At 70.0% G+C, this 18,222-nt stretch carries 18 protein-coding genes; 16 read left to right on the top strand and 2 right to left on the bottom strand.

The genetic code is table 11. The features are described 5' to 3' along the window. Window positions 1-192 precede the first annotated feature (192 nt). The 5 genes from erm to IF188_RS00145 all read left to right on the top strand — a co-directional run bounded on the left by erm (window position 193) and on the right by IF188_RS00145 (window position 4,638). Window positions 193-975 (top strand): 23S ribosomal RNA methyltransferase Erm, encoded by a 783-nt coding sequence (gene erm / locus IF188_RS00165; RefSeq protein WP_191169771.1) that lies wholly within the window; start codon window positions 193-195, stop codon window positions 973-975. Between the two features lie 80 nt (window positions 976-1,055). Beyond that, the gene (locus IF188_RS00160; protein WP_191169770.1) at window positions 1,056-2,315 is read left to right on the top strand and encodes a glycosyltransferase; all 1,260 of its coding nucleotides are present in this window, start codon (window positions 1,056-1,058) and stop codon (window positions 2,313-2,315) included. Window positions 2,316-2,385: 70 nt separating this feature from the next. Beyond that, window positions 2,386-3,009: a dihydrofolate reductase family protein gene (locus IF188_RS00155; protein ID WP_191169769.1), complete on the top strand. Its 624-nt coding sequence runs from the start codon at window positions 2,386-2,388 to the stop codon at window positions 3,007-3,009. Then, a complete protein-coding gene (locus IF188_RS00150) occupies window positions 3,006-4,085 on the top strand; it encodes a DNA glycosylase AlkZ-like family protein (RefSeq protein ID WP_191169768.1) in 1,080 nt (359 codons plus the stop codon). The genes IF188_RS00155 and IF188_RS00150 overlap by 4 nt, the downstream gene beginning before the upstream one ends. A 49-nt stretch (window positions 4,086-4,134) precedes the next feature. Further along, window positions 4,135-4,638, top strand: a complete 504-nt coding sequence (locus IF188_RS00145; RefSeq protein WP_191170272.1) for a GNAT family N-acetyltransferase — start codon at window positions 4,135-4,137, stop codon at window positions 4,636-4,638. 5 nt (window positions 4,639-4,643) lie between these two features. On the opposite strand, the gene IF188_RS00140 is transcribed toward IF188_RS00145, so the two are convergent. Next, window positions 4,644-4,979, bottom strand: coding sequence for a cupin domain-containing protein (locus tag IF188_RS00140; protein WP_191169767.1), 336 nt, complete (start codon window positions 4,977-4,979; stop codon window positions 4,644-4,646). Between the two features lie 136 nt (window positions 4,980-5,115). Between IF188_RS00140 and IF188_RS00135 the strand changes: the two genes are divergently transcribed. The 3 genes from IF188_RS00135 (at window position 5,116) to IF188_RS00125 (ending at window position 9,330) form a co-directional block, all read left to right on the top strand. Further along, on the top strand, window positions 5,116-6,813 hold the full coding sequence (locus IF188_RS00135; protein WP_191169766.1) for a Na+/H+ antiporter: 1,698 nt from the start codon (window positions 5,116-5,118) through the stop codon (window positions 6,811-6,813). Window positions 6,814-6,991: 178 nt separating this feature from the next. Continuing rightward, window positions 6,992-8,194 (top strand): endo-1,4-beta-xylanase, encoded by a 1,203-nt coding sequence (locus IF188_RS00130; protein WP_191169765.1) that lies wholly within the window; start codon window positions 6,992-6,994, stop codon window positions 8,192-8,194. Between the two features lie 71 nt (window positions 8,195-8,265). Next, the gene (locus tag IF188_RS00125; RefSeq protein WP_318152673.1) at window positions 8,266-9,330 is read left to right on the top strand and encodes a LacI family DNA-binding transcriptional regulator; all 1,065 of its coding nucleotides are present in this window, start codon (window positions 8,266-8,268) and stop codon (window positions 9,328-9,330) included. A gap of 68 nt (window positions 9,331-9,398) precedes the next feature. On the opposite strand, the gene IF188_RS00120 is transcribed toward IF188_RS00125, so the two are convergent. Next, the gene (locus IF188_RS00120; protein ID WP_191169764.1) at window positions 9,399-10,427 is read right to left on the bottom strand and encodes an LLM class flavin-dependent oxidoreductase; all 1,029 of its coding nucleotides are present in this window, start codon (window positions 10,425-10,427) and stop codon (window positions 9,399-9,401) included. 270 nt (window positions 10,428-10,697) lie between these two features. On the opposite strand from IF188_RS00120, the gene IF188_RS00115 reads away from it, so the two are divergent. The 8 genes from IF188_RS00115 to IF188_RS00080 all read left to right on the top strand — a co-directional run bounded on the left by IF188_RS00115 (window position 10,698) and on the right by IF188_RS00080 (window position 18,222). Further along, a complete protein-coding gene (locus IF188_RS00115) occupies window positions 10,698-12,071 on the top strand; it encodes an ABC transporter substrate-binding protein (protein WP_191169763.1) in 1,374 nt (457 codons plus the stop codon). A gap of 92 nt (window positions 12,072-12,163) precedes the next feature. Beyond that, window positions 12,164-13,102: a carbohydrate ABC transporter permease gene (locus IF188_RS00110; RefSeq protein ID WP_191170270.1), complete on the top strand. Its 939-nt coding sequence runs from the start codon at window positions 12,164-12,166 to the stop codon at window positions 13,100-13,102. Beyond that, window positions 13,095-13,883 carry a carbohydrate ABC transporter permease gene (locus IF188_RS00105; RefSeq protein ID WP_191169762.1) on the top strand — a complete coding sequence of 263 codons (789 nt, stop codon included), beginning with the start codon at window positions 13,095-13,097 and terminating at the stop codon, window positions 13,881-13,883. The genes IF188_RS00110 and IF188_RS00105 overlap by 8 nt, the downstream gene beginning before the upstream one ends. 11 nt (window positions 13,884-13,894) lie before the next feature. Then, window positions 13,895-14,773: a substrate-binding domain-containing protein gene (locus IF188_RS00100; RefSeq protein ID WP_191169761.1), complete on the top strand. Its 879-nt coding sequence runs from the start codon at window positions 13,895-13,897 to the stop codon at window positions 14,771-14,773. Further along, the gene (locus IF188_RS00095; protein WP_191169760.1) at window positions 14,770-16,011 is read left to right on the top strand and encodes an ROK family transcriptional regulator; all 1,242 of its coding nucleotides are present in this window, start codon (window positions 14,770-14,772) and stop codon (window positions 16,009-16,011) included. Before IF188_RS00100 ends, IF188_RS00095 begins: the two co-directional genes overlap by 4 nt. Before the next feature lie 79 nt (window positions 16,012-16,090). Further along, complete coding sequence (locus IF188_RS00090; protein ID WP_191169759.1) at window positions 16,091-16,861, top strand: VOC family protein; 771 nt, start codon at window positions 16,091-16,093, stop codon at window positions 16,859-16,861. A 1-nt stretch (window position 16,862) separates the two neighbouring features. Next, window positions 16,863-17,816, top strand: coding sequence for an aldo/keto reductase (locus IF188_RS00085; protein WP_191170335.1), 954 nt, complete (start codon window positions 16,863-16,865; stop codon window positions 17,814-17,816). A 43-nt stretch (window positions 17,817-17,859) separates the two neighbouring features. Further along, entirely contained in the window at window positions 17,860-18,222 is a 363-nt protein-coding gene (locus IF188_RS00080) for a tautomerase family protein (RefSeq protein ID WP_191169758.1), read from the top strand.

Raw genomic sequence — 18,222 nt, 5'->3', positions numbered from 1 at the left:
CGCCGATGATGGCGTGCCCGTTCTTCGTCCGCGACCGCCGCGCCTGACGGCGCCGTCGCGACCGACGCGGCAGCGCGCCGTCATCCGGAAGCCCATGCGTCCGGACGCGCGCCTCTCTCGGCCCCCTGCGGCGGGCTGATCGACACACGGCGTGCCTGCCGGGTGCTCCATCTTCTTCCCCGGAGCGCTCCCATGCGAAACCGTTCAGCACACGGCGGCCGACACGAACTCGGCCAGAACTTCCTCATCCATCGACCGACGATCCAGGGGATCGTCGACCTCGTCGCCGCCACGCGCGGACCCATCCTCGAGATCGGGGCGGGTGACGGCGCGCTGACCGCGCCGCTCGCCCGGCTCGGACGCGATCTCGTCGCCATCGACCTCGATGAGCACCGGGTGCGGGCATTGCGGCGGCGCCTGCCGCACGTGAGCGTCGAGCACGCCGACGCCCTCCAGCACCCGCTCGACAGATCCGTCGTCGTCGGCAACCTGCCGTATCACGTGACCACGCCCATCCTGCGGCGGATGCTGGCGCGCGGAGGCTGGCAGCAGGCGATCCTCCTCACTCAGTGGGAGGTCGCACGCAAGCGCGCGGGAGTGGGCGGCGGCACCATGATGACCGCGCAGTCGGCGCCGTGGTTCGCCTTCTCGCTGCACGGTCGCGTTCCCGCGCGCCACTTCGCCCCGATGCCGAGTGTCGACGGCGGCGTGCTGCGCATCGAGCGGCGATCGACGCCGCTTGTGCACCCGCGCGACCGCAGCCGATACGAGCGGTTCGTCCAGGCGATCTTCACGGGGCGGGGGAGCGGTCTGCCCGCGCTCCTGCAGCACGGCGCCGGCCTGACGAAGGGGCAGGCGCGCGGCGTCGTGGCCCGCCTCGGCATCGCGCCGGATCGACTGCCCCGCGATCTGCGATCCGAGCAGTGGGCGGCGCTGTGGCGCGAGGCGGCGGACCCACCGCGACGCGGTGGGTGAGGCGGTGGCGCGGCAGAGGCGGCCACTGGGAGGATGGCGTGCCGGCATCCATGTTCCACGCGCGGCGGAGAGGGACTGCGATGGCGACTCTGCTGTTCTGCCCGGTGACGTTCAACCTCGCCGAGGTGACGCGCATGATCGAGGTGGCGAAGGCGGCGGAACCCCGTCATCGTGCGGTGTTCATGGGGTACGAGAACGACTTCGCGGGGCTCATCGCCGACGCGGGGTTCGAGTATCGCGCGTGCGAGCCGTCGATGAGCGCGGCGGAGCGCGCGCAGGCGCTGAAGTTCGACCAGGGCAGGACGTTCCGCAGTCCCTTCACCGACGCGCTCGTGTCGGCGCGCGTCGACGTCGAACGGGCGCTCATCCGCGAAACCGGGGCCGCGGCGGTCGTCATCGGCACGAACACGACGTCGATGATCTCGGCGCGGGCCGAGGACGTGCCGCTGTTCTACGCTGTGCCGTTCGCGCTGACGCGACCGCAGGTCGAGCAGACGGAGCGGCTGGGGCTCGTGCGCGGGTCGGGCAGGCTCGCGCGCGCCGCCGACCGGGTGGCGACGGCGCTGCTGCGCTGGGCCTACAACCATGCACCCCTCGCCCCGCGCGCGTTCGGCCGGGTCGCGAAGGCGAACGGGGTCGCGCCGCTGAAGACCGTCGTGTCGCTGCTCGAGGCCGACCACAACCTGCTGACGGTCATGACGTGGGAGCTCAAGGGGTACCGGCTGCCCGACTCGTACCAGCGGGTCGGCCCGATCTTCGCGCACCTCGACGCACCGCTGCCGCCGATCGTGACCGAGCTCGCGGCGCGTGACGCTCCGCTCGTCTATCTGGGGCTCGGCTCGTCGGCGAGCCGGGAGCTCGTGCTCGCAGCGGCCGGGCAGCTGGCGACGCTTGCGGTGAACGTCGTCGCGCCGGTGCGCCACTACCTGCACGACGACGACGTGCTCGCGCCCAATATCCATGTGACCGACCTGCTGCCGGCGCACCGGCTGGGCGGACTGGTCGACGTGGCGGTGCTGCACGGCGGCCAGGGCACGGTGCAGACGGCGTGTGCCGCCGGCATCCCGTTCGTGGGGATGGGGCTGCAGCCCGAGCAGGTGTGGAACGTCGACCAGTGTGTCGCCCAGGGCAACGCCCTCGCGCTTTCGCCGAAGCAGGCCGGCACCGAGGCGCTCGCCGACGCCGTGCGGCGTCTGCTGTCGGACGACGGCTTCGGTGCCGCAGCCGGGCGGGTCCAGGCGGCCTATGCGAACGAGGACGGCGCGGCCGCGTCCGTCGCCGCGATCGAGTCGGTGCTGGCGGCCGATTCCGACCGGCGCTCGGCGAATCCGACGGACTGAGGGCTGTCGTGCAGTCGGATGCCGGGGATAGCGTGGGCACGGAACCCTGAAGACCCGCACGGAGGTGCGCATGTCATCCGTCGTCGCCACGATGTCGATCTCGCTCGACGGCATCGGTTCCGGTCACCATCAGACCGAGGAGCGGCCGTTCGGCGATGTGCCCGAAGGGGCGCTGCACCGCTGGATGTTCGAGACTCCGGACGAGAACCGCGCCGAGATCGACGCGATCGTCGCCGCCGGCGCCTTCATCATGGGGCGCAACATGTTCGGCCCGGTCCGCGGCGAGTGGAACCGCGACTGGCGCGGGTGGTGGGGCGCGGACCCGCCGTACCATCGGCCGGTCTTCGTGCTCACGCACTACGCGCGCGAGCCGATCGTGATGGAGGGCGGCACGACGTTCCACTTCGTCACCGACGGCATCCATGCGGCTCTCGAGCGTGCGAAGGATGCCGCCGGCGACCTGCCCGTGCACATCGCGGGCGGACCCACGACGACCAACGCCTACCATGCTGCCGGGCTCGTCGACGAGCTCGCACTGCAGATCTCGCCCAGCATCCTGCGTGATGGGCTCCGGCTCTTCGACGGCGTCGGTCCACTGCGGCTTCAGCAGATCTCCGGCCGCTCCGCCTCGCTCGTCACCCACGTGCGCTACCGCGTGCTGCCCGTGCTCGACGCGGGCGAGCCCGCACCGTGAAGCCTCACGAGCTCACGCGCGACCAGGCGCGCCGCCTCGTCGTGCGCGCGCAGCTGCTCGACGCCGACAGGCCGGGTGACGTCGTCGAGGTCGCCGAGCAGCTGACCTACATCAAGATCGACCCCACGGCGACGATCGCACCGTGCGAGCAGACGGTGCCGTGGTCACGCATCGGCTGGTCGTACGAGCCAGGGCAGCTGCGCAAGGCCGCCGAGCAGGATCGGCTGCTGTTCGAGTTCGACGGTGCGTTCCGTCCTATCAGCCTGCTGCCGCTCATGCTCCCCGGCATGCGGACCTGGCCGCAGCGCGAGAGCAGCAGGCAGTGGCTCGAAGCGAACGACGGGTTCCGGCGGGAGGTCCTGGCCCGACTGCGTGCGGAAGGTCCCTTGCTGACGACCGACATCCCTGACACGGCGCAGGTCAGTCGCGCCCCCGATGGCTGGTCGGGGGCGAATCAGGTGCCGCACATGCTGGACTTCCTGTCGAGACAGGGCGCGGTGGCGGTCGTCGGACGCGAGGGTCGGCACCGCCGCTGGGATCTCGCCGAGCGCGTCTACCCGAACGATCTGCCCGAATACAGCGACGAAGTAGCATCGCGGCTGCTGTCCGAACGGCGGCTGCAGGCGGGCGGCATCGCCCGGGCGCACTGGTGGTGGTCGGGTGTCGCGAAAGACGCCGGTGAGCCCGCGCTCGTCGAGGGCGCGCGGTACCGGGTCGACCCTGAGGCCCTCGCGGCGCTGGATGACGATGCCGGCGGCCGTGTGGCCTTCCTCAACCCGTACGACAGCCTGCTGTTCGACCGTCGGCGACTGGAAGAGGTGTTCGAGTTCACCTACGTGCTCGAGCAGTTCAAGCCCAAGCCCCAGCGACGCTACGGCTATTTCGCCCACCCGATCCTGCTGGGCGACCGATTCGTCGGGATGCTGGACGCCGAGGTCGATCGTGCCCATGACGTGCTGCGCGTGGACGCGATCCACGAGTTCCTGCCGTTCGACCCCGAAGAGATGGAGATGGTGCGCGCAGAGATCGCCGATCTCGCCGAGTGGCTGGGTGTCGGAGTCACCGGCTTGGCGTGAGTCCCCGGTGCGGAGCATCCGCCCGACGGCCGTTACGCTCGACGTCGTGATGCCCCGCGCGCTCGCCCACGACGCCGTCCTCCGCGAAGCCCGTCCGGGTGACGAGTCCGGCATCCTCGCCTGCATCCAGGCGCTCGCCGACTACGAGCGCGAGCCTGACGCCGTCGAGAACACCGTCGAGGCGCTCCACGCGACGCTGTTCGGCGAGGCGCCCCAGGCGTTCGCCCACGTGGTCGAGCGCGACGGACACATCGCGGGCATCGCCCTGTGGTTCGTGACGTACTCCACCTGGACCGGTCGTCACGGGATCTGGCTCGAGGACCTCATCGTTCTGCCCGAGCACCGCGCTGCGGGCTACGGCAAGGCGCTGATCGCGTCGCTCGCCGCCGTCTGCGTCGAGCGGGGGTACTCGCGATTCGAGTGGACGGTGCTCGACTGGAACGAGCCCGCGATCGGCTTCTACCGTTCCATCGGAGCCGTTCCGATGGGGGAGTGGACCACACAGCGCCTCACCGGCGCGGAGCTCGAGGCGCTCGCCGCCACGCTCGGATGAGTCGCTCAGGGCATGCGGTTCGACACCGTCAGCAGCACGACGGAGTCATCGAGCGCGGCGAGGCTGTGACGCCGCGGCGGGACCGTCAGGTGATCGCCCGAGATCCCCTCCCAGGCCTCATCGCCGGCGATGAGGCGCACCCGTCCGCGCAGCACCTGCAGCGTGGCCTCATGCGGACTCTCGTGCTCGGCGAGTTCGTGCCCTGCCCGCAGGGCGATGACGGTCTCGCGCAGCGCGTGCTCATGACCGCCGCGGATGGTGCGGGCGGCGCGGCCGCTGGAGGCGTCCCGCGCCGTCGCGGTGAGCTCGTCGATCAGGTCGGCCAGATCCGTGCTGTCCATCGGCATCGCCTTCGTCGTCGGATGGCCCGGAGTCTACCGGCGCGGGCCGCCCCGAAGACAGAGAGCGCCGGCATCCCGGGAATCCTCGCGCACTTTTGACGGTTGCGAGCATCATTGCACCGAAGGGAGCCGCCATATGAACGGACTCGAGGTCACCGTCCTGGTGGGGATCACCGTGCTCACCGGTGCCATCCTCGCGCCGAAGCTGCGGGTGGCCGTGCCGCTGCTGCTTCTCGTCGCCGGGCTCGCGCTCGGCTTCATCCCCGAGGTGCGCGAGATCGTGCTGCCGCCCGAGACGGTGCTGCTGCTGTTCCTGCCCGTGCTGCTGTTCTGGGAGAGCCTCACGACGTCGCTGCGATCGATCCGCCGCGACTTCCGGGGCATCGTGCTGTCGAGCACTGTGCTCGTGGTCGCGACGGCGTTCGCCGTCGCCGGCATCGCCTACGCTTTCGGGCTGCCGTGGAACGCCGCGCTCATCCTCGGCGCCGCCGTCGCTCCGACCGATGCGACGGCCGTTGCGGCCCTCGGGCGGATGCTGCCGCGCCGCAACTTCATGAACCTCAAGGCCGAGAGCCTCACCAACGACGGCACGGCGCTGGTCCTCTACGGGGTGGCCGTGGGCGTCGCGGTCGGCGGCGGATACACGCCGCTGGACATCACCGGTCTCGTGCTGCTGTCGTACGGCGGCGGTGCGGTGGCGGGCGTCGTCGTGGCCGCTGTCGCGTATCTCGTGATGCGCCGGCTGCGCAGCACGCTGAACCTCAACATCGCATTGCTGCTCGTGCCGTTCACCGCGTTCCTGCTGGCCGAGCTCATCCACGCGTCGGGCGTGCTGGCCGTGGTCGTCGCGGGGCTCATCGTCGCGTACATCATGCCTCGCATCAGCACGGCCGCCTCGCGCCGGCAGGCGCAGTGGACGTGGCCTCTCGGCTCGTTCCTGCTGAACGGGTCGCTGTTCGTGATCATCGGCTTCGAGGTGCAGGCGGTCGCCCACGAGATCCCCGGGCGTGAGATCGGCTGGCTGGTGCTCGTGACGGTGGCGGTGTGGCTGGGGCTGCTGGTCACCCGCTTCGTCGTGCAGACGGCGTCGGTGATGGTGATCCGGATGCTGGACCGCAGGCCGTCGCAGCGCCTGCGGCGCACCACCTGGCGCTCCCGCGTGGTGAGCGCCGTGGCAGGGTTCCGCGGTGCGGTGTCGCTCGCGATCGCGCTGTCGGTGCCGCTCACGACGACGGCCGGCGACGCGCTGCCCGGCCGGGACGAGATCGTCTTCATCACCGCGGGCGTCATCGTGCTGACGCTCCTGGTGCAGGGACCTCTGCTGCCGTCGGCGGTGCGCTGGGCGCGCTTCCCCGACGACCTCGGCATGCAGCAGGAGCTGGAGCTCGCGGAGCGCGCCATCACGGGCGCCGCTCTCACCGCGGTCAAGGAACTCGCCCACGACCACGGCATCAGCGAAGAGATCCGCGACCGCCTCACGCGCGACTACTACGAGTACCTCGAGCGCAACAACGAGCGCGTGCAGGCTCGTCAGCAGGCCGAGGTCGACCGTCAGATCGCGGATCTCGACCGCCGCATCGGCGAACCGGATGCCGCGGCTGAGGCCTCGCTCGATGCCACAGCCGTGATGGTGGCAGCGCCCGAGCCGCTCCCCTCGCCTCGTGAGCGCGACGAGGAGTACTCGAAGCTGCGGATCGCGGTGCTCGACCGCAAGCGCGAGGTGCTCTACCGCCTGCGACGCGAGGGTGCCGTCGACGATGCCGTCGTGACGCAGATCCAGACCAGGCTCGACGTGGAGGAGCTGCGCATCACGGGCGTCGAGATCCTCGACTGAGGGCGGCGTCCCGAGCTGCGGTAGATCCGCGGCGAGGTTTTCGCGCAATAGAACTCGGTGCATCCGCCTGCGATTTCTTGACGCGCGCATTCGCCGCGCCGTACCTTCAGGCGTCCGGGCCCCTCCCCTCATCTCCGACGCGAGCGCTCGTTTCATCCGACCGACCATGGAGCACTCGATGGGCATCGACCCCTATTCGCACCGTCGTACCTCTGCGACGATCACGCTGCGCCGCGCCGACGGCGCACCTCTCGCAGACAGCGCGGTCACGATCTCGCAGCAGCGGCACTCCATCGGCTTCGGATGCACCGCGCCCGAAGCCGACGAGCAGCTCGCACCGTGGCTGGAGCTCTTCGACACCGCCACGCTGACGTTCTACTGGGGACGATACGAACCACGACCCGGCGTCACCCGTCACACCGAGATGCTGCGCCAGGCGCAGTCGCTCGCCGGCCGCGGTGTGCGACTGAAGGGCCACCCGCTCGTCTGGCACACGGTCAAGGCGGGCTGGGTCGATCGGCTGCCTCTGGATGAGGCCGAGGAGATGCTCCGCGCCCGGATCCGCCGCGAGGTGAGCGACTTCGCCGGCGTCATCGACAGCTGGGACGTGATCAACGAAGCGGTCATCATGCCGCGCTTCACGAACGAGCCCGACGGCGTGCGCAACGCGATCACCCGCATCTGCGAGCGCCACGGCCGCACCGGGATGGTGGCGCTCGCCGTCGAGGAGGCGCGCCGCCCGGGAGCCGCGACCACCCTGGTCATCAACGACTTCGATCTCGGTCCCGAGTACGAGGACCTCATCGAAGACGTGCTCGCGGCGGGGATCGAGATCGACGCGATCGGGTTGCAGTCGCACCAGCATCAGGGCTTCCGCGGCGAAGAGCGCTTCGACGAGGTGAATGACCGCTTCGCCAGGTTCGGCCTGCCGCTGCACTGGACCGAGACCACGCTCGTCTCGGGCGACCTCATGCCCGCGCACATCGACGACCTCAACGACTATGTGGTCGACCAGTGGCCGTCGACGCCCGAGGGCGAAGCGCGCCAGGCCGAAGAGATCGTCCGCCAGTATCGCGCGCTCGTCGCCCACCCGGCCGTGGCGTCGATCACCTACTGGGGGTTCGGCGACGCCCGTTCCTGGCTGGGCGCGCCGTGCGGACTGGCGCGCGCCGACGGCAGCCTGAAGCCGGCGTACGAGGCCCTTCGCGAACTGGTGCGGGGCGAGTGGTGGTACGCGCCGACGACCGTGCGCACCGATCATGCGGGCCGGGTGCGGGTGGACGGATTCGCCGGGGACTACCGCATCGCCGACGGCTCCGCCGAGGCGACTGTCACGCTCGGTGCGGGAGTCACCGCGGCCGAGGCACACCTGCTGCGCTGAGGCGCGTCCGCTCGCTCCGTGCCGACTCGGCCCGAGATCACCGTTATCGGCGATACGCCGATAATGGTCGGGTGTCGGCTCCCAGAACCCGCATCGCAGACGTCGCGTCGCTCGCAGGCGTCGCCGTGTCGACCGCGTCGCGGGTCCTCGCCGGGCGGGGCGACGTGTCGTCGGCGACCCGACTGCGCATCCTCGCCGCGGCCGACCGGCTGCAGTACCGGCGCGGCGACGAGCGCCGGGGAAGGCCGAGGACGGGAACGGTGCGGCTGATCGATCTGGTGCTCGGCCAGTTCGACGAGCCGTGGTCGGTCGCCGTCATCGGCGGCGCACGCGCGGCGGCCGTTGAAGCAGGCTTCGATCTCGTGGTCACCAGCGAGCGAGACACCCCCGAGGACGACTGGCCGACGCGCATCCAGAATCGCGGGTCGGCGGGCGTCGTGTTGGCGCTCATCGCCCCGACGACCGCACAGTTCGACGCTCTCGAGCGGGCGGGCATCCCGGTGGTGCTCATGGATCCTCGCACCGATCTGCGTCGCTCTGTCCCCGCCGTGGGCGCGACCGACCGCGCAGGCGGCGCGGCGGCAGCGACGCACCTGCTCGCCGCCGGGGCGCGTCGCCTGTTCATCATCAGCGGCGAACCGCGCTACCGGTTCGGGCGCGCACGCATCGCGGGCTTCATCGAGGCCGCCGCGAAGCACGATCCGACGCTCACGGTGACCGAGATCAGCGCACCGTGGGAGTCGGGCCCGGTGCGCGAAGCGGTGCGCGAGCACCTGCGTGCGGCGGCGGCCGGCGGCGAGCCGATCGGCGTGTTCGCCTGCTCCGACGAGATCGCCTACGGTGTGTACGCGGCGGCTGCGGACTGCGCCCTTCGCATCCCGGACGATGTGCAGGTGGTCGGCTTCGACGACATCGCGCCCTCGAAGTGGCTGCGCCCGCCGCTCACGACCGTGCGCCAGCCGACGGGAGAGATGGCGGCCGAGGCGGTGCGTCTGATCGCGGCCGCGGCCGCCGGCATCCATCCGCTGCCGGAGCGCACCGAACTGCAGACCGAGCTCGTGGTGCGCAGGTCGACGCGCATCGCCGGCTCGCCACCGCCGGCAGGCGCGTACGGGCCCGACGTCCTGCTGGAGTGAGCAGCGTCCTGCGGCGCTCGCGTTCGGATGCCTCCTGGTCATCAGAACCTGAGTGCAGCGGAGGAGGGTCAGGCGCGCGTGGATCTCCAGCCGAGCTCGGGGGCGACGTACTTCGCGAACGACTCGACGACGCGCAGGTTGAACTCGACGCCGAGCTGGCTCGGAATCGTGAGCATCAGGGTGTCGGCGGCGGCGATCGCCGCGTCGTCCTTGAGCTGCTCGACGAGCACGTCGGGCGCGGCCGCGTAGGTCTTGCCGAAGGTCGAGCGGATGCCGTCGATGATGCCGATCTGATCGCCGTCCTGCCTGCCGCCGAAGTACATCTCTTCTTCCGCGGTCGTGATCGGGAAGATCGAGCGGCTCACCGACACCCGTGGCGTGCCGGAGTGACCTGCCTCGCGCCAGGCGGCGCGGAACGCGTCGATCTGCTCGGCCTGCAGGATGTCGAACGGGCGGCCGTCGGCCGAGGTCAGCAGCGTCGACGACATGAGGTTGACGCCCGTGCGCCCGGCCCACTCCGCGCTGTCGCGGTTGCCGGCGCCCCACCATATGCGCGATCGCAGGCCGGGGGAGTGCGGTTCGATGCGCTGCAGTCCGCTGCCTCCGCCGAACGGCGAGTTAGCGTCGCGCTCGGCGAGCCCTTCGCCGTCGATCGCGCGCAGGAAGAGGTCGAAGTGCTCGCGGGCGATGTCGGCCCCGCGCGGATCCTCGGATCCCGTGTAGCCGAACGCCTCGTACCCGCGCACGACGGATTCGGGTGAGCCGCGGCTCACGCCCAGCGCGAGCCGCCCGCCCGAGATCAGGTCGACCGCCGCCGCCTCCTCGGCGAGGTACAGCGGGTTCTCGTAGCGCATGTCGATGACGCCGGTGCCGACCTCGATGCGCTCGGTGCGCGCCGCGATCGCCGCGAGCAGCGGCATCGGCGAGGACTGCTGGCGGGCGAAGTGGTGCACGCGGAAGTATGCGCCGTTCACGCCGAGCTCGTCCATGCCCTGCGCGAGGTCGATCGCCTGCAGCATCGAGTCCGCCGCGGTGAGCTGACGACCGCCACCGAGCGGGCCGTAATGGCCGAACGAGAGGGTTCCGAATCGTTCCATGTCGTCTGCAACCGTACGCTCGCGGCATCCATTCCGGTGAATGGGATGCCGCACGCGTCGTCCTCGCCGCGGACCTTCAGCGAGGATCACCGGGTCAGGAATCTAACTAACAAAAGTTCAGTAAGTACTTCCCAATCGGACTGATCGTGGCTATCGTGGCCAGAGTCGACGCGATCCGGCACACCCGAACCGGCCCGATCGCGACGCCGATCCCTTGAGAGGCAGCCGCATCGCCGGCCCGCCGAGCACAACGAAGTGAGAGGAACTGCAATGAAGAAGTCCCGGTTTCTGACGGCCGCAGGAGTGGCGGCGATCGCCGCGATCTCGCTGACGGCGTGCGCGGGCGGCGCCGGCGGCGACGCGGATGCCGCCCCTGCCGACTCCGGCGAGGTGACGTGGTGGGGATGGACCCCTGACACCCCGGTCGCCGAGCGGTACATCGCGGCGTTCAACGAGGAGTACCCCGACATCAAGGTCGCGTACCGCAACTTCGAGAACGTCGACTTCCGCAACACGATCGTCCCCGCCCTCGAGTCGGGCAAGGGTCCCGACGTGTTCGACCTCTCGGCGGCGGGCGGCACGCCTGACCTGTGGGGTCCGTACGCGATCGACCTCGCCCCGCTCGCCGAGGACACCCTCGGCGGTGACTGGGAGTCGAAGTTCGGAGGCGGATACGCCGAGCAGCTGCGCATGACGGACGGAACGCAGGTCTCGCTGCCGCTCGGAGGGATGTCGGCCGGGTTCGTCTGGTACAACCAGGGCATCTTCGACGAGGCGGGCGCCGAGGTCCCGACCGACTACGACTCGTGGGTCGACGCGTGCGCGAAGATCGAGGCCATCGGCAAGACGTGCTTCACGATGGGCGCCGGCGGCGAGGACACCTTCCCGACCGAGATGTACCACGCGATCGCGAACTCGGTCGATCCCGACTTCTTCCTCGCTGCGGCGACCGGCAAGGCCAAGTGGGACGACCCCGAGGGCGTCGAGGTGCTGCAGATCATCGAAGACATGAAGGACGACGGCATCATCCCCTCGAATGCGCTGGACGCCGGGCAGTACCCGCTCGCGAACGAGATGTTCATGAAGGGCGAGGCTGCGATGGTGCAGATGGGCTTCTGGTACACGCAGTACTCGGGCGCCGAGTCGTGCAAGTCTGCGATGGAGTCCGCCGGCGTGAGCGACCCGCAGTGCTTCGTGCAGCTTCCTGCTGAGTTCCCGGACGTCGCGGGCAAGGGCAACGGGTCGGTGCCGTTCGGCGAGGTCGACTACGGTCTGGCGATCAACGCGGACTCGAAGAACATCGGCGCCGCCAAGACGTTCGTGACCTGGATGACCATGTCCGAGGCCGGCCAGCAGAACGTCGCGAATGCGATCGACCTGCTGCCTGCGCTGCAGGGTGTCGCGCCCGACTGGTCGGCCATCACGCTGGTCGACGAGGACGTGCAGCAGCCGGCCATCGAGCAGCTCATCGCCGACAGCACTGCGACGACGCAGTCCCGCCAGTGGCAGACCACCTCGTCGACGCTCGACGCGATCGTCGTCGCCATCCAGCAGGTGCTCGACCCGACGATCGACATGTCGGTCGAAGACATCGCCGCTCAGCTGCAGCAGTCCTCCGAAGCGAGCACCGTCGGGGTCGAGTGACCGTCGGAACCGGCATCCACCCGCATCGAGACCCTGGACGTGACGACATGACATCCCTCGCCCCGCGAACCGTCGAACCGGCGCGGCCAGACATGCAGGAGGAGAAGGGGGGACGGCGCCGCCGCGGCGTCCCCCTCATCCCCGGCGGATTCCGGTGGATCATCCCCGCGCTGGTGATCTCGGTCGGGCTGATCTACTACAGCATCGTCTACTCGGGCTACATCTCGTTCTTCGACTGGCGCGGCGGACGATCGCCGATGAACCCCGTCGGCGTCGACAACTACGTCGAGGCGTTCACCGACCCGGTGTTCTGGACGGCGATCCGCAACACCGTCGTCTACTTCGTGATCGTGTTCGCGGTCCAGGTGGTCGGAGGCGTCTTCTTCGCGGCCGCGCTGCATTCGAAGGTGTGGCTCGGCGGCCTCTACAAGGTGATCATCGTGATCCCGGTCGTGGTCGCCCCGGCGACCCTTGCTCCGGCGCACATCCAGGTGTGGCAGAGCAACGGCACGGTCAACGCGATCCTCGAGGCGCTCGGGCTCGGCGCGCTCACGCAGTCGTGGATCGGTCAGTCGACGACGTCGCTAATGGTCGTGATCCTGGTGGGATGCTGGGGCTCTATCGGGTTCGGATTCATCCTGTACTTCGGCGCCATGACGCAGATCGACCCCGAGATGATCGAGGCCGGCCGCGTGGACGGAGCAGGCAACCTCCGCATCCTGTTCTCGCTCGTGCTGCCGAACGTGAAGCCGATCACGATCTCGCTCGCGATCCTCAACCTGATCACGGCGCTGAAGCTCTTCGACAACGTGTGGCTCATCACGCAGGGCGGTCCCGCCCACTCGTCCGAGTTCCTCGGGACGATGATCTACTCCGAGATCGCGGCCTCCGATCGCAACCTGGGGTATGCGTCGGCGCTCTCGGTCATCCTGCTGGTGATCGCCGTCGCGACCTCGATCATCATCCAGCTGCGCTCGCGCGAGCGGCGCGCCAAGGTCGCCAAGGCAGTGAAGGCAGGCGTCGATGTTTGAGACCCGTTCGCGCACGTCCCGTGCCGTGCTTCAGATCGTGCTCACGATCGCCGTCATCCCCTTCCTCATCCCGATCTACACGATGGTCGCGAAGTCGTTCGAGGGCGCAGGCTGGGGCAACTACGCGGCCGTCGTCTCGGTCCCGGGCTTCTTCCGGTTCTTCGTGAACTCCGCGATCGTGGCTGCCGGGTCGATCGTCATCATCTACATCGCGACGATGATGGCCGCGTTCGGCTTCTCCAAGCTCCGGATCCGCAGCAAGGAGCTGTTCTTCTGGCTCATGATGGCGGCGCTGACGCTGCCCGAGGTCGTGCTCATCGCGCCGCTGTACTCGACCGCCGTCGCGCTGGGGCTGCTCGGGACCTTCTGGTCGGTCATCCTGCCGATCGCCGCGCTCCAGATCCCGTTCACGGTGCTGATCGCGCGCGGCTATGTCGACGGCATCCCCGACACGCTGTTCGAAGCCGCGCGACTGGACGGCGCCGGGACGGTGCGCATGTTCTGGTCGGTCCTGCTGCCGCTCGCTCGCCCCATCGCGGTCGCCCTGCTCGTGCTCGTGCTGATCAACGCGTGGAACGCCTACCTGCTCCCGAAGGTGTTCCTCATCAACGACGACATGGGTGTGGTGACCCTTCTGCCGGAGTTCTTCCGCCGGCAGTACAACGACGACATCCCGAAGGTGCTCGCCGCCGCCGTGGTGACGGCCATCCCGACGATCGTGGCCTATGTCGCCCTGCAGAAGCAGTTCGAGCGCGGCATGGCAGCCGGTGCGATCAAGTAGGCGATCCTAGGATGAGCGCGATCACGACCACAGCCGGGCCCGGTGCGCGAAGCCCCCGGCCGCACGACCAGCAGCGCCAGGGCGCACAGACCAGCGACGGAGACCGCATGACGGGGATCGGCCTCGCCATCCCGGCAGACAGCACGGACGACCATTTCGTCGCCGCACTCGTCAACGCCCTGGCCGAGCCGATGATCGCGGAGGGATACGGACTGTTCACGCGCGTCGTGCACGATCCCGCGTCGGAGCGCCGCATGTACCGGCTGTGGGCCGCGTCCGACGGCATCGCGGGGGTGGTCCTGCTCGGCGCAGGTCGCGGCGACGAGCGCGTCAAGCTGCTGCGCTCGCTCGGCGTGCTCTTCGCCGCGATCGCCGACGTCTCGCAGCAGGGCGACTTCCCTGCGGTGGTCGTCGATGCCGCCGCGTCGGTCGACGTGATCAGCGGCTTCCTCGCAGCCGGCAGGCACGAGCGAACGGTCTACCTCGCCTCTCCAGGCGACTCGGTCACCTCGCAGGCGCGCGCGAACGCCGTCGGAGACCGCTTCGAGACCGTGCATGTGGAGCGGGATGCCGCAGCCGCCGTCGCAGCCGCGTCAGCGGTGCTCGCGACGGGCCCGGCGACGCTGCTGTTCGACAGCGACGTCCACGCGGCTGCCGCCGCCTCGGCCTTCATCGCGCGCGGGCTCACCGTGCCCGACGACGTGGCGATCGTCTCGTGGACGGATTCCGCGTTGTGCCGCAGCGCGACGCCGTCGCTGACCGCCGTGGACCGTCGCGGCGGCGAGATCGGGCGGCTGCTGGGGCACCGGATGCTGGCGACCATCGGCGGCGGGGAGGCCCGCGCAGACCGGGCGCCGGATCCGTTCATCGTGAGGCGGGAGAGCGCATGACGGGCGTACGGCGGCTAGGACCGTCCTTCGAGAACACGCGCTCGGCGGTGCTCGACATGATCCGCTCCAGCGGTACCGTCAGTCGCATCGAGCTCGCCGAGATGTCCGGTCTCACCGCGACGTCCATCACCCGCATCATCAAATCGCTCATCGACGTCGGGCTGGTGGTCGAGACGGGTTACGGCGACTCGACCGGCGGCAAGCGGCCGAGCCTGCTCGAGCTCAACCTGCAGGCCCGCTATGCGGTGGGGCTCTCGCTCGACGACGCGCGGCTCACCTACGTGGTCACCGATCTCGGCGGGAACGTGGTCGGCCAGCTGGTGACCCCGGGCATCCGCCAGGCGCTGCCGAGCGAGGTGGTGGCCAGGATCGGGGAGGAGCTCGAACGCGTCTTCCACGAGCTCGACATCCCCGTGGCCGCCGTCGTCGGCGTCGGAGTCGCGGGTGCCGGCCTCGACATCCGCGGCGGCGCCGAGCGGCTCTCGCTCACCGCCGACGAGTGGGAGTCGTTCGCGGTGCAGGAGGCGCTCGAGGCCGCGACCGGTCTGCCGACCGTGCGCGACAACGACGCAGCGTGCGCGGCGCTCGGACAGTTCTGGGTCGGTCGCCTGGCGGCGAGCAACGACTTCGCGACCCTGTACATGTCGAACGGCTTCGGCCTGGGCCTGCTGACAGACGGTCGGCTGAGCCGCGGCGTCTCGGCGAACGTCGGTGAGATCGGCCACATGGTGCTCGAGATCGACGGTCCGCGGTGCTGGTGCGGTTCTCGCGGATGCCTCGAGATGCTCGCGGCACCGCGTGCCATCGTCGCGCAGGCGATGGCGGACGAAGGTCTGCGCGCCGAGCTGTCGCTCGCCGGCGGCGACGCCCACCTGCGGCACGACTTCCAGGCGATCGCCCGGGCGGCCGCGCGCGGCGAGGGGCGGTCCCTCGCGCTGATCGAGCGCTCGGCCCGGTACGTCGCGGTCGCGATGCTGTCGGTGGTCAACCTGCTCGATCTCGATCGCCTGTATCTCGCGGGTCCGGGCTTCGCCGATGCCGGGGCCGTGTACGTCCGGCACATCCGCGATGCCGTCCGCGCGCTCGCACGCACACGCGCGGTGCACGGCGTCTCGGTCGAATTGTCGGACCCCGGGATCGACGCCGCGGCAGTGGGGGCGGCATCCCTCGCGCTGCAGTACGTGCTGACGCCGCACGCCCGCTCGTCCCGTCCCGCCGCCGTCGCTCTCGAGGCCTGATCCACCGCGATCGGGCGAGGCGCCGACGACTGCCCAGTACTTACTACCCCAAAGTCATGAAGTAGAGAGAGGAACTCCCTTGGCCATCACATCCGTACTCATCAACGTCGCCGACATCTCGCGTGCGGTCGACTTCTACACACGCCACCTGGACGTCGTCCCCGTCGAGGTCACCTCCGACGGCGCGGTGCTCGACGCCGTGACCGCCACGATCCGGCTGACGCGTCTGGACGCACCCGCCGACTCGACATGGATCGCCGACGATCTGCAGGCGGGGTTCCGCCACGTCGGGTTCAAGGTCTCCGACCTGGACGAGCGCGTCGAGCGGCTGCGCGCGGATGCCGTGCCCTTCCAGCTGGAGCCGATCCACGCCGAGGGGGATGTGCGGATCACTTTCTTCTACGACCCTGACGGCACGCTGCTGGAGCTCGTCGAGGGGCCGCTGCAGTACCACGAGGTCTACGACCGCGACGCGGTGGACGCCGACTGGGGGCTCGGCGACCCCGACCGCCCCCGCTTCGACCACGTCGCCGAGACCGTGGCGGACGCCCCGGCCACCCACGAGTTCTTCCGCGGGCTCGGCTACACGCTGATGGGCGGCATCCACCAGCCGTCGGATCCGCGCGGCTTCGAGATCACGTACCTGCGCGGCGGCGACAGCTCGATCGAGATCTTCGAGTTCGGCGCGGCCGAGACGAACCGGCGCGAGCCGCAGGTCGATGCACCGGGCTTCGCCGCGGTCGAGCTGGACGGCGCGCTCCCCGAGGCGGCCGTGCCCGTCGCGGACGCGGCAGGGCGCACGCTCGTCGCCGACGCCGACGGGCTGGTGCTCGCGGTCGGCGGTGCCTGAGGTGCGCTGGAAGCTGAACCCCCTCGGCGCGACCGGCGTCGAGGTGAGCCCCGTCACCCTGGGCGGCGGGCCGCTCGGCGGCATGCCCGAGAACTTCGGCTACGACGTCGCGGAACGCGATGCCATCGATCTCGTGCGTGCCGTACTCGACAGCGACATCCGCACGATCGACACGTCGAACGGCTACTCGGGCGGCAGGAGCGAGGAGCGCATCGGCCGCGCGATCGCCGAGAACGGCGGCCTGCCGTCGGATGCCGTCGTGATCACGAAGGTCGACCCGGCCGGCTCGGACTACAGCGGCGACCGCATCCGCCGCTCGCTCGCCGAGAGCGCGGAGCGGCTCGGAATCGCGCCGCTGCCGGTCGTGCACCTCCACGACCCCGAGTTCCATGACTTCGACGAGATGACGCGGCCGGGCGGCGCGGTCGAGGCGCTCGTCGCGGCACGTGACCGAGGAGAGGTCGGCCACATCGGCCTGGCCGGCGGTGACGTCCGTCAGATGGCACGGTACTTCGAACTGGGCGTGTTCGAAGTCCTCCTGGTCCACAACCGCTGGACGCTCGTCGACCGCAGCGCCGGCCCGCTCATCGAACGCGCTCACCACCAGGGCGTCGCGGTCGTGAACGCGGCGGTGCTCGGCGGCGGCATCCTCGCCGATCCCACCGGTCGCAACACCAATTACGGCTATCGGCCTGCGCCGCGCGCGACCCTCGCCGCCGTCGCACAGATGCGCCGAGTGTGCGAGCGCCACGGCACCGATCTCGCCACCGCGGCGATCCGGTTCTCGACGCGGGACACCCGGTTCGCGACGACCATCGTCGGCATCAGCAAGATCGCCCGCATCGAGTCGACCATCCAGGCGGCGACGGCCGATCTTCCGGAAGCGCTGTGGCAGGAGCTCGAGTCGCTCGTCCCTGCCGCCGAGAACTGGCTGGACGCACCGGCCGGCCGCTGATGCGGCATCCACCCACCCCACCCCCATCGAGAGCGAGAGATCTATGCCCCTTGTCCGTGTCGACATCCATGACCGACTGGCGCCGCTGCGTCCCCAGATGAGCGAGGCCATCCACGGCGCTCTCGTCGAGGCGTGGGGGATGCCGGCCGACGACCTGTTCCAGATCTTCCAGGTGCACCAGCTCGGCGATCTCTTCTACAGCCGGACGTTCCCCGACGCCGACCGCTCCGACATCGTGTTCGTGCAGATCCTCGCCTTCAACGGCTACAGCCCGCAGCAGAAGCAACAGGGTGCGCAGCTCGTGGCGGATCGGCTCGCGGCTCTCGGCATCAAGCGCGACGACGTGCTCATCGCGCTGCACGAGAACGGCGACGGCGACTGGCTCGCACCCGCGAAGGAGCACTGA

The organism is Microbacterium helvum (assembly GCF_014779795.1).
Classification (GTDB): Bacteria; Actinomycetota; Actinomycetes; order Actinomycetales; family Microbacteriaceae; genus Microbacterium; species Microbacterium helvum.
Note: the sequence above shows the minus strand (reverse complement) of the source record. Positions and strands in the feature narration are given on the sequence as shown.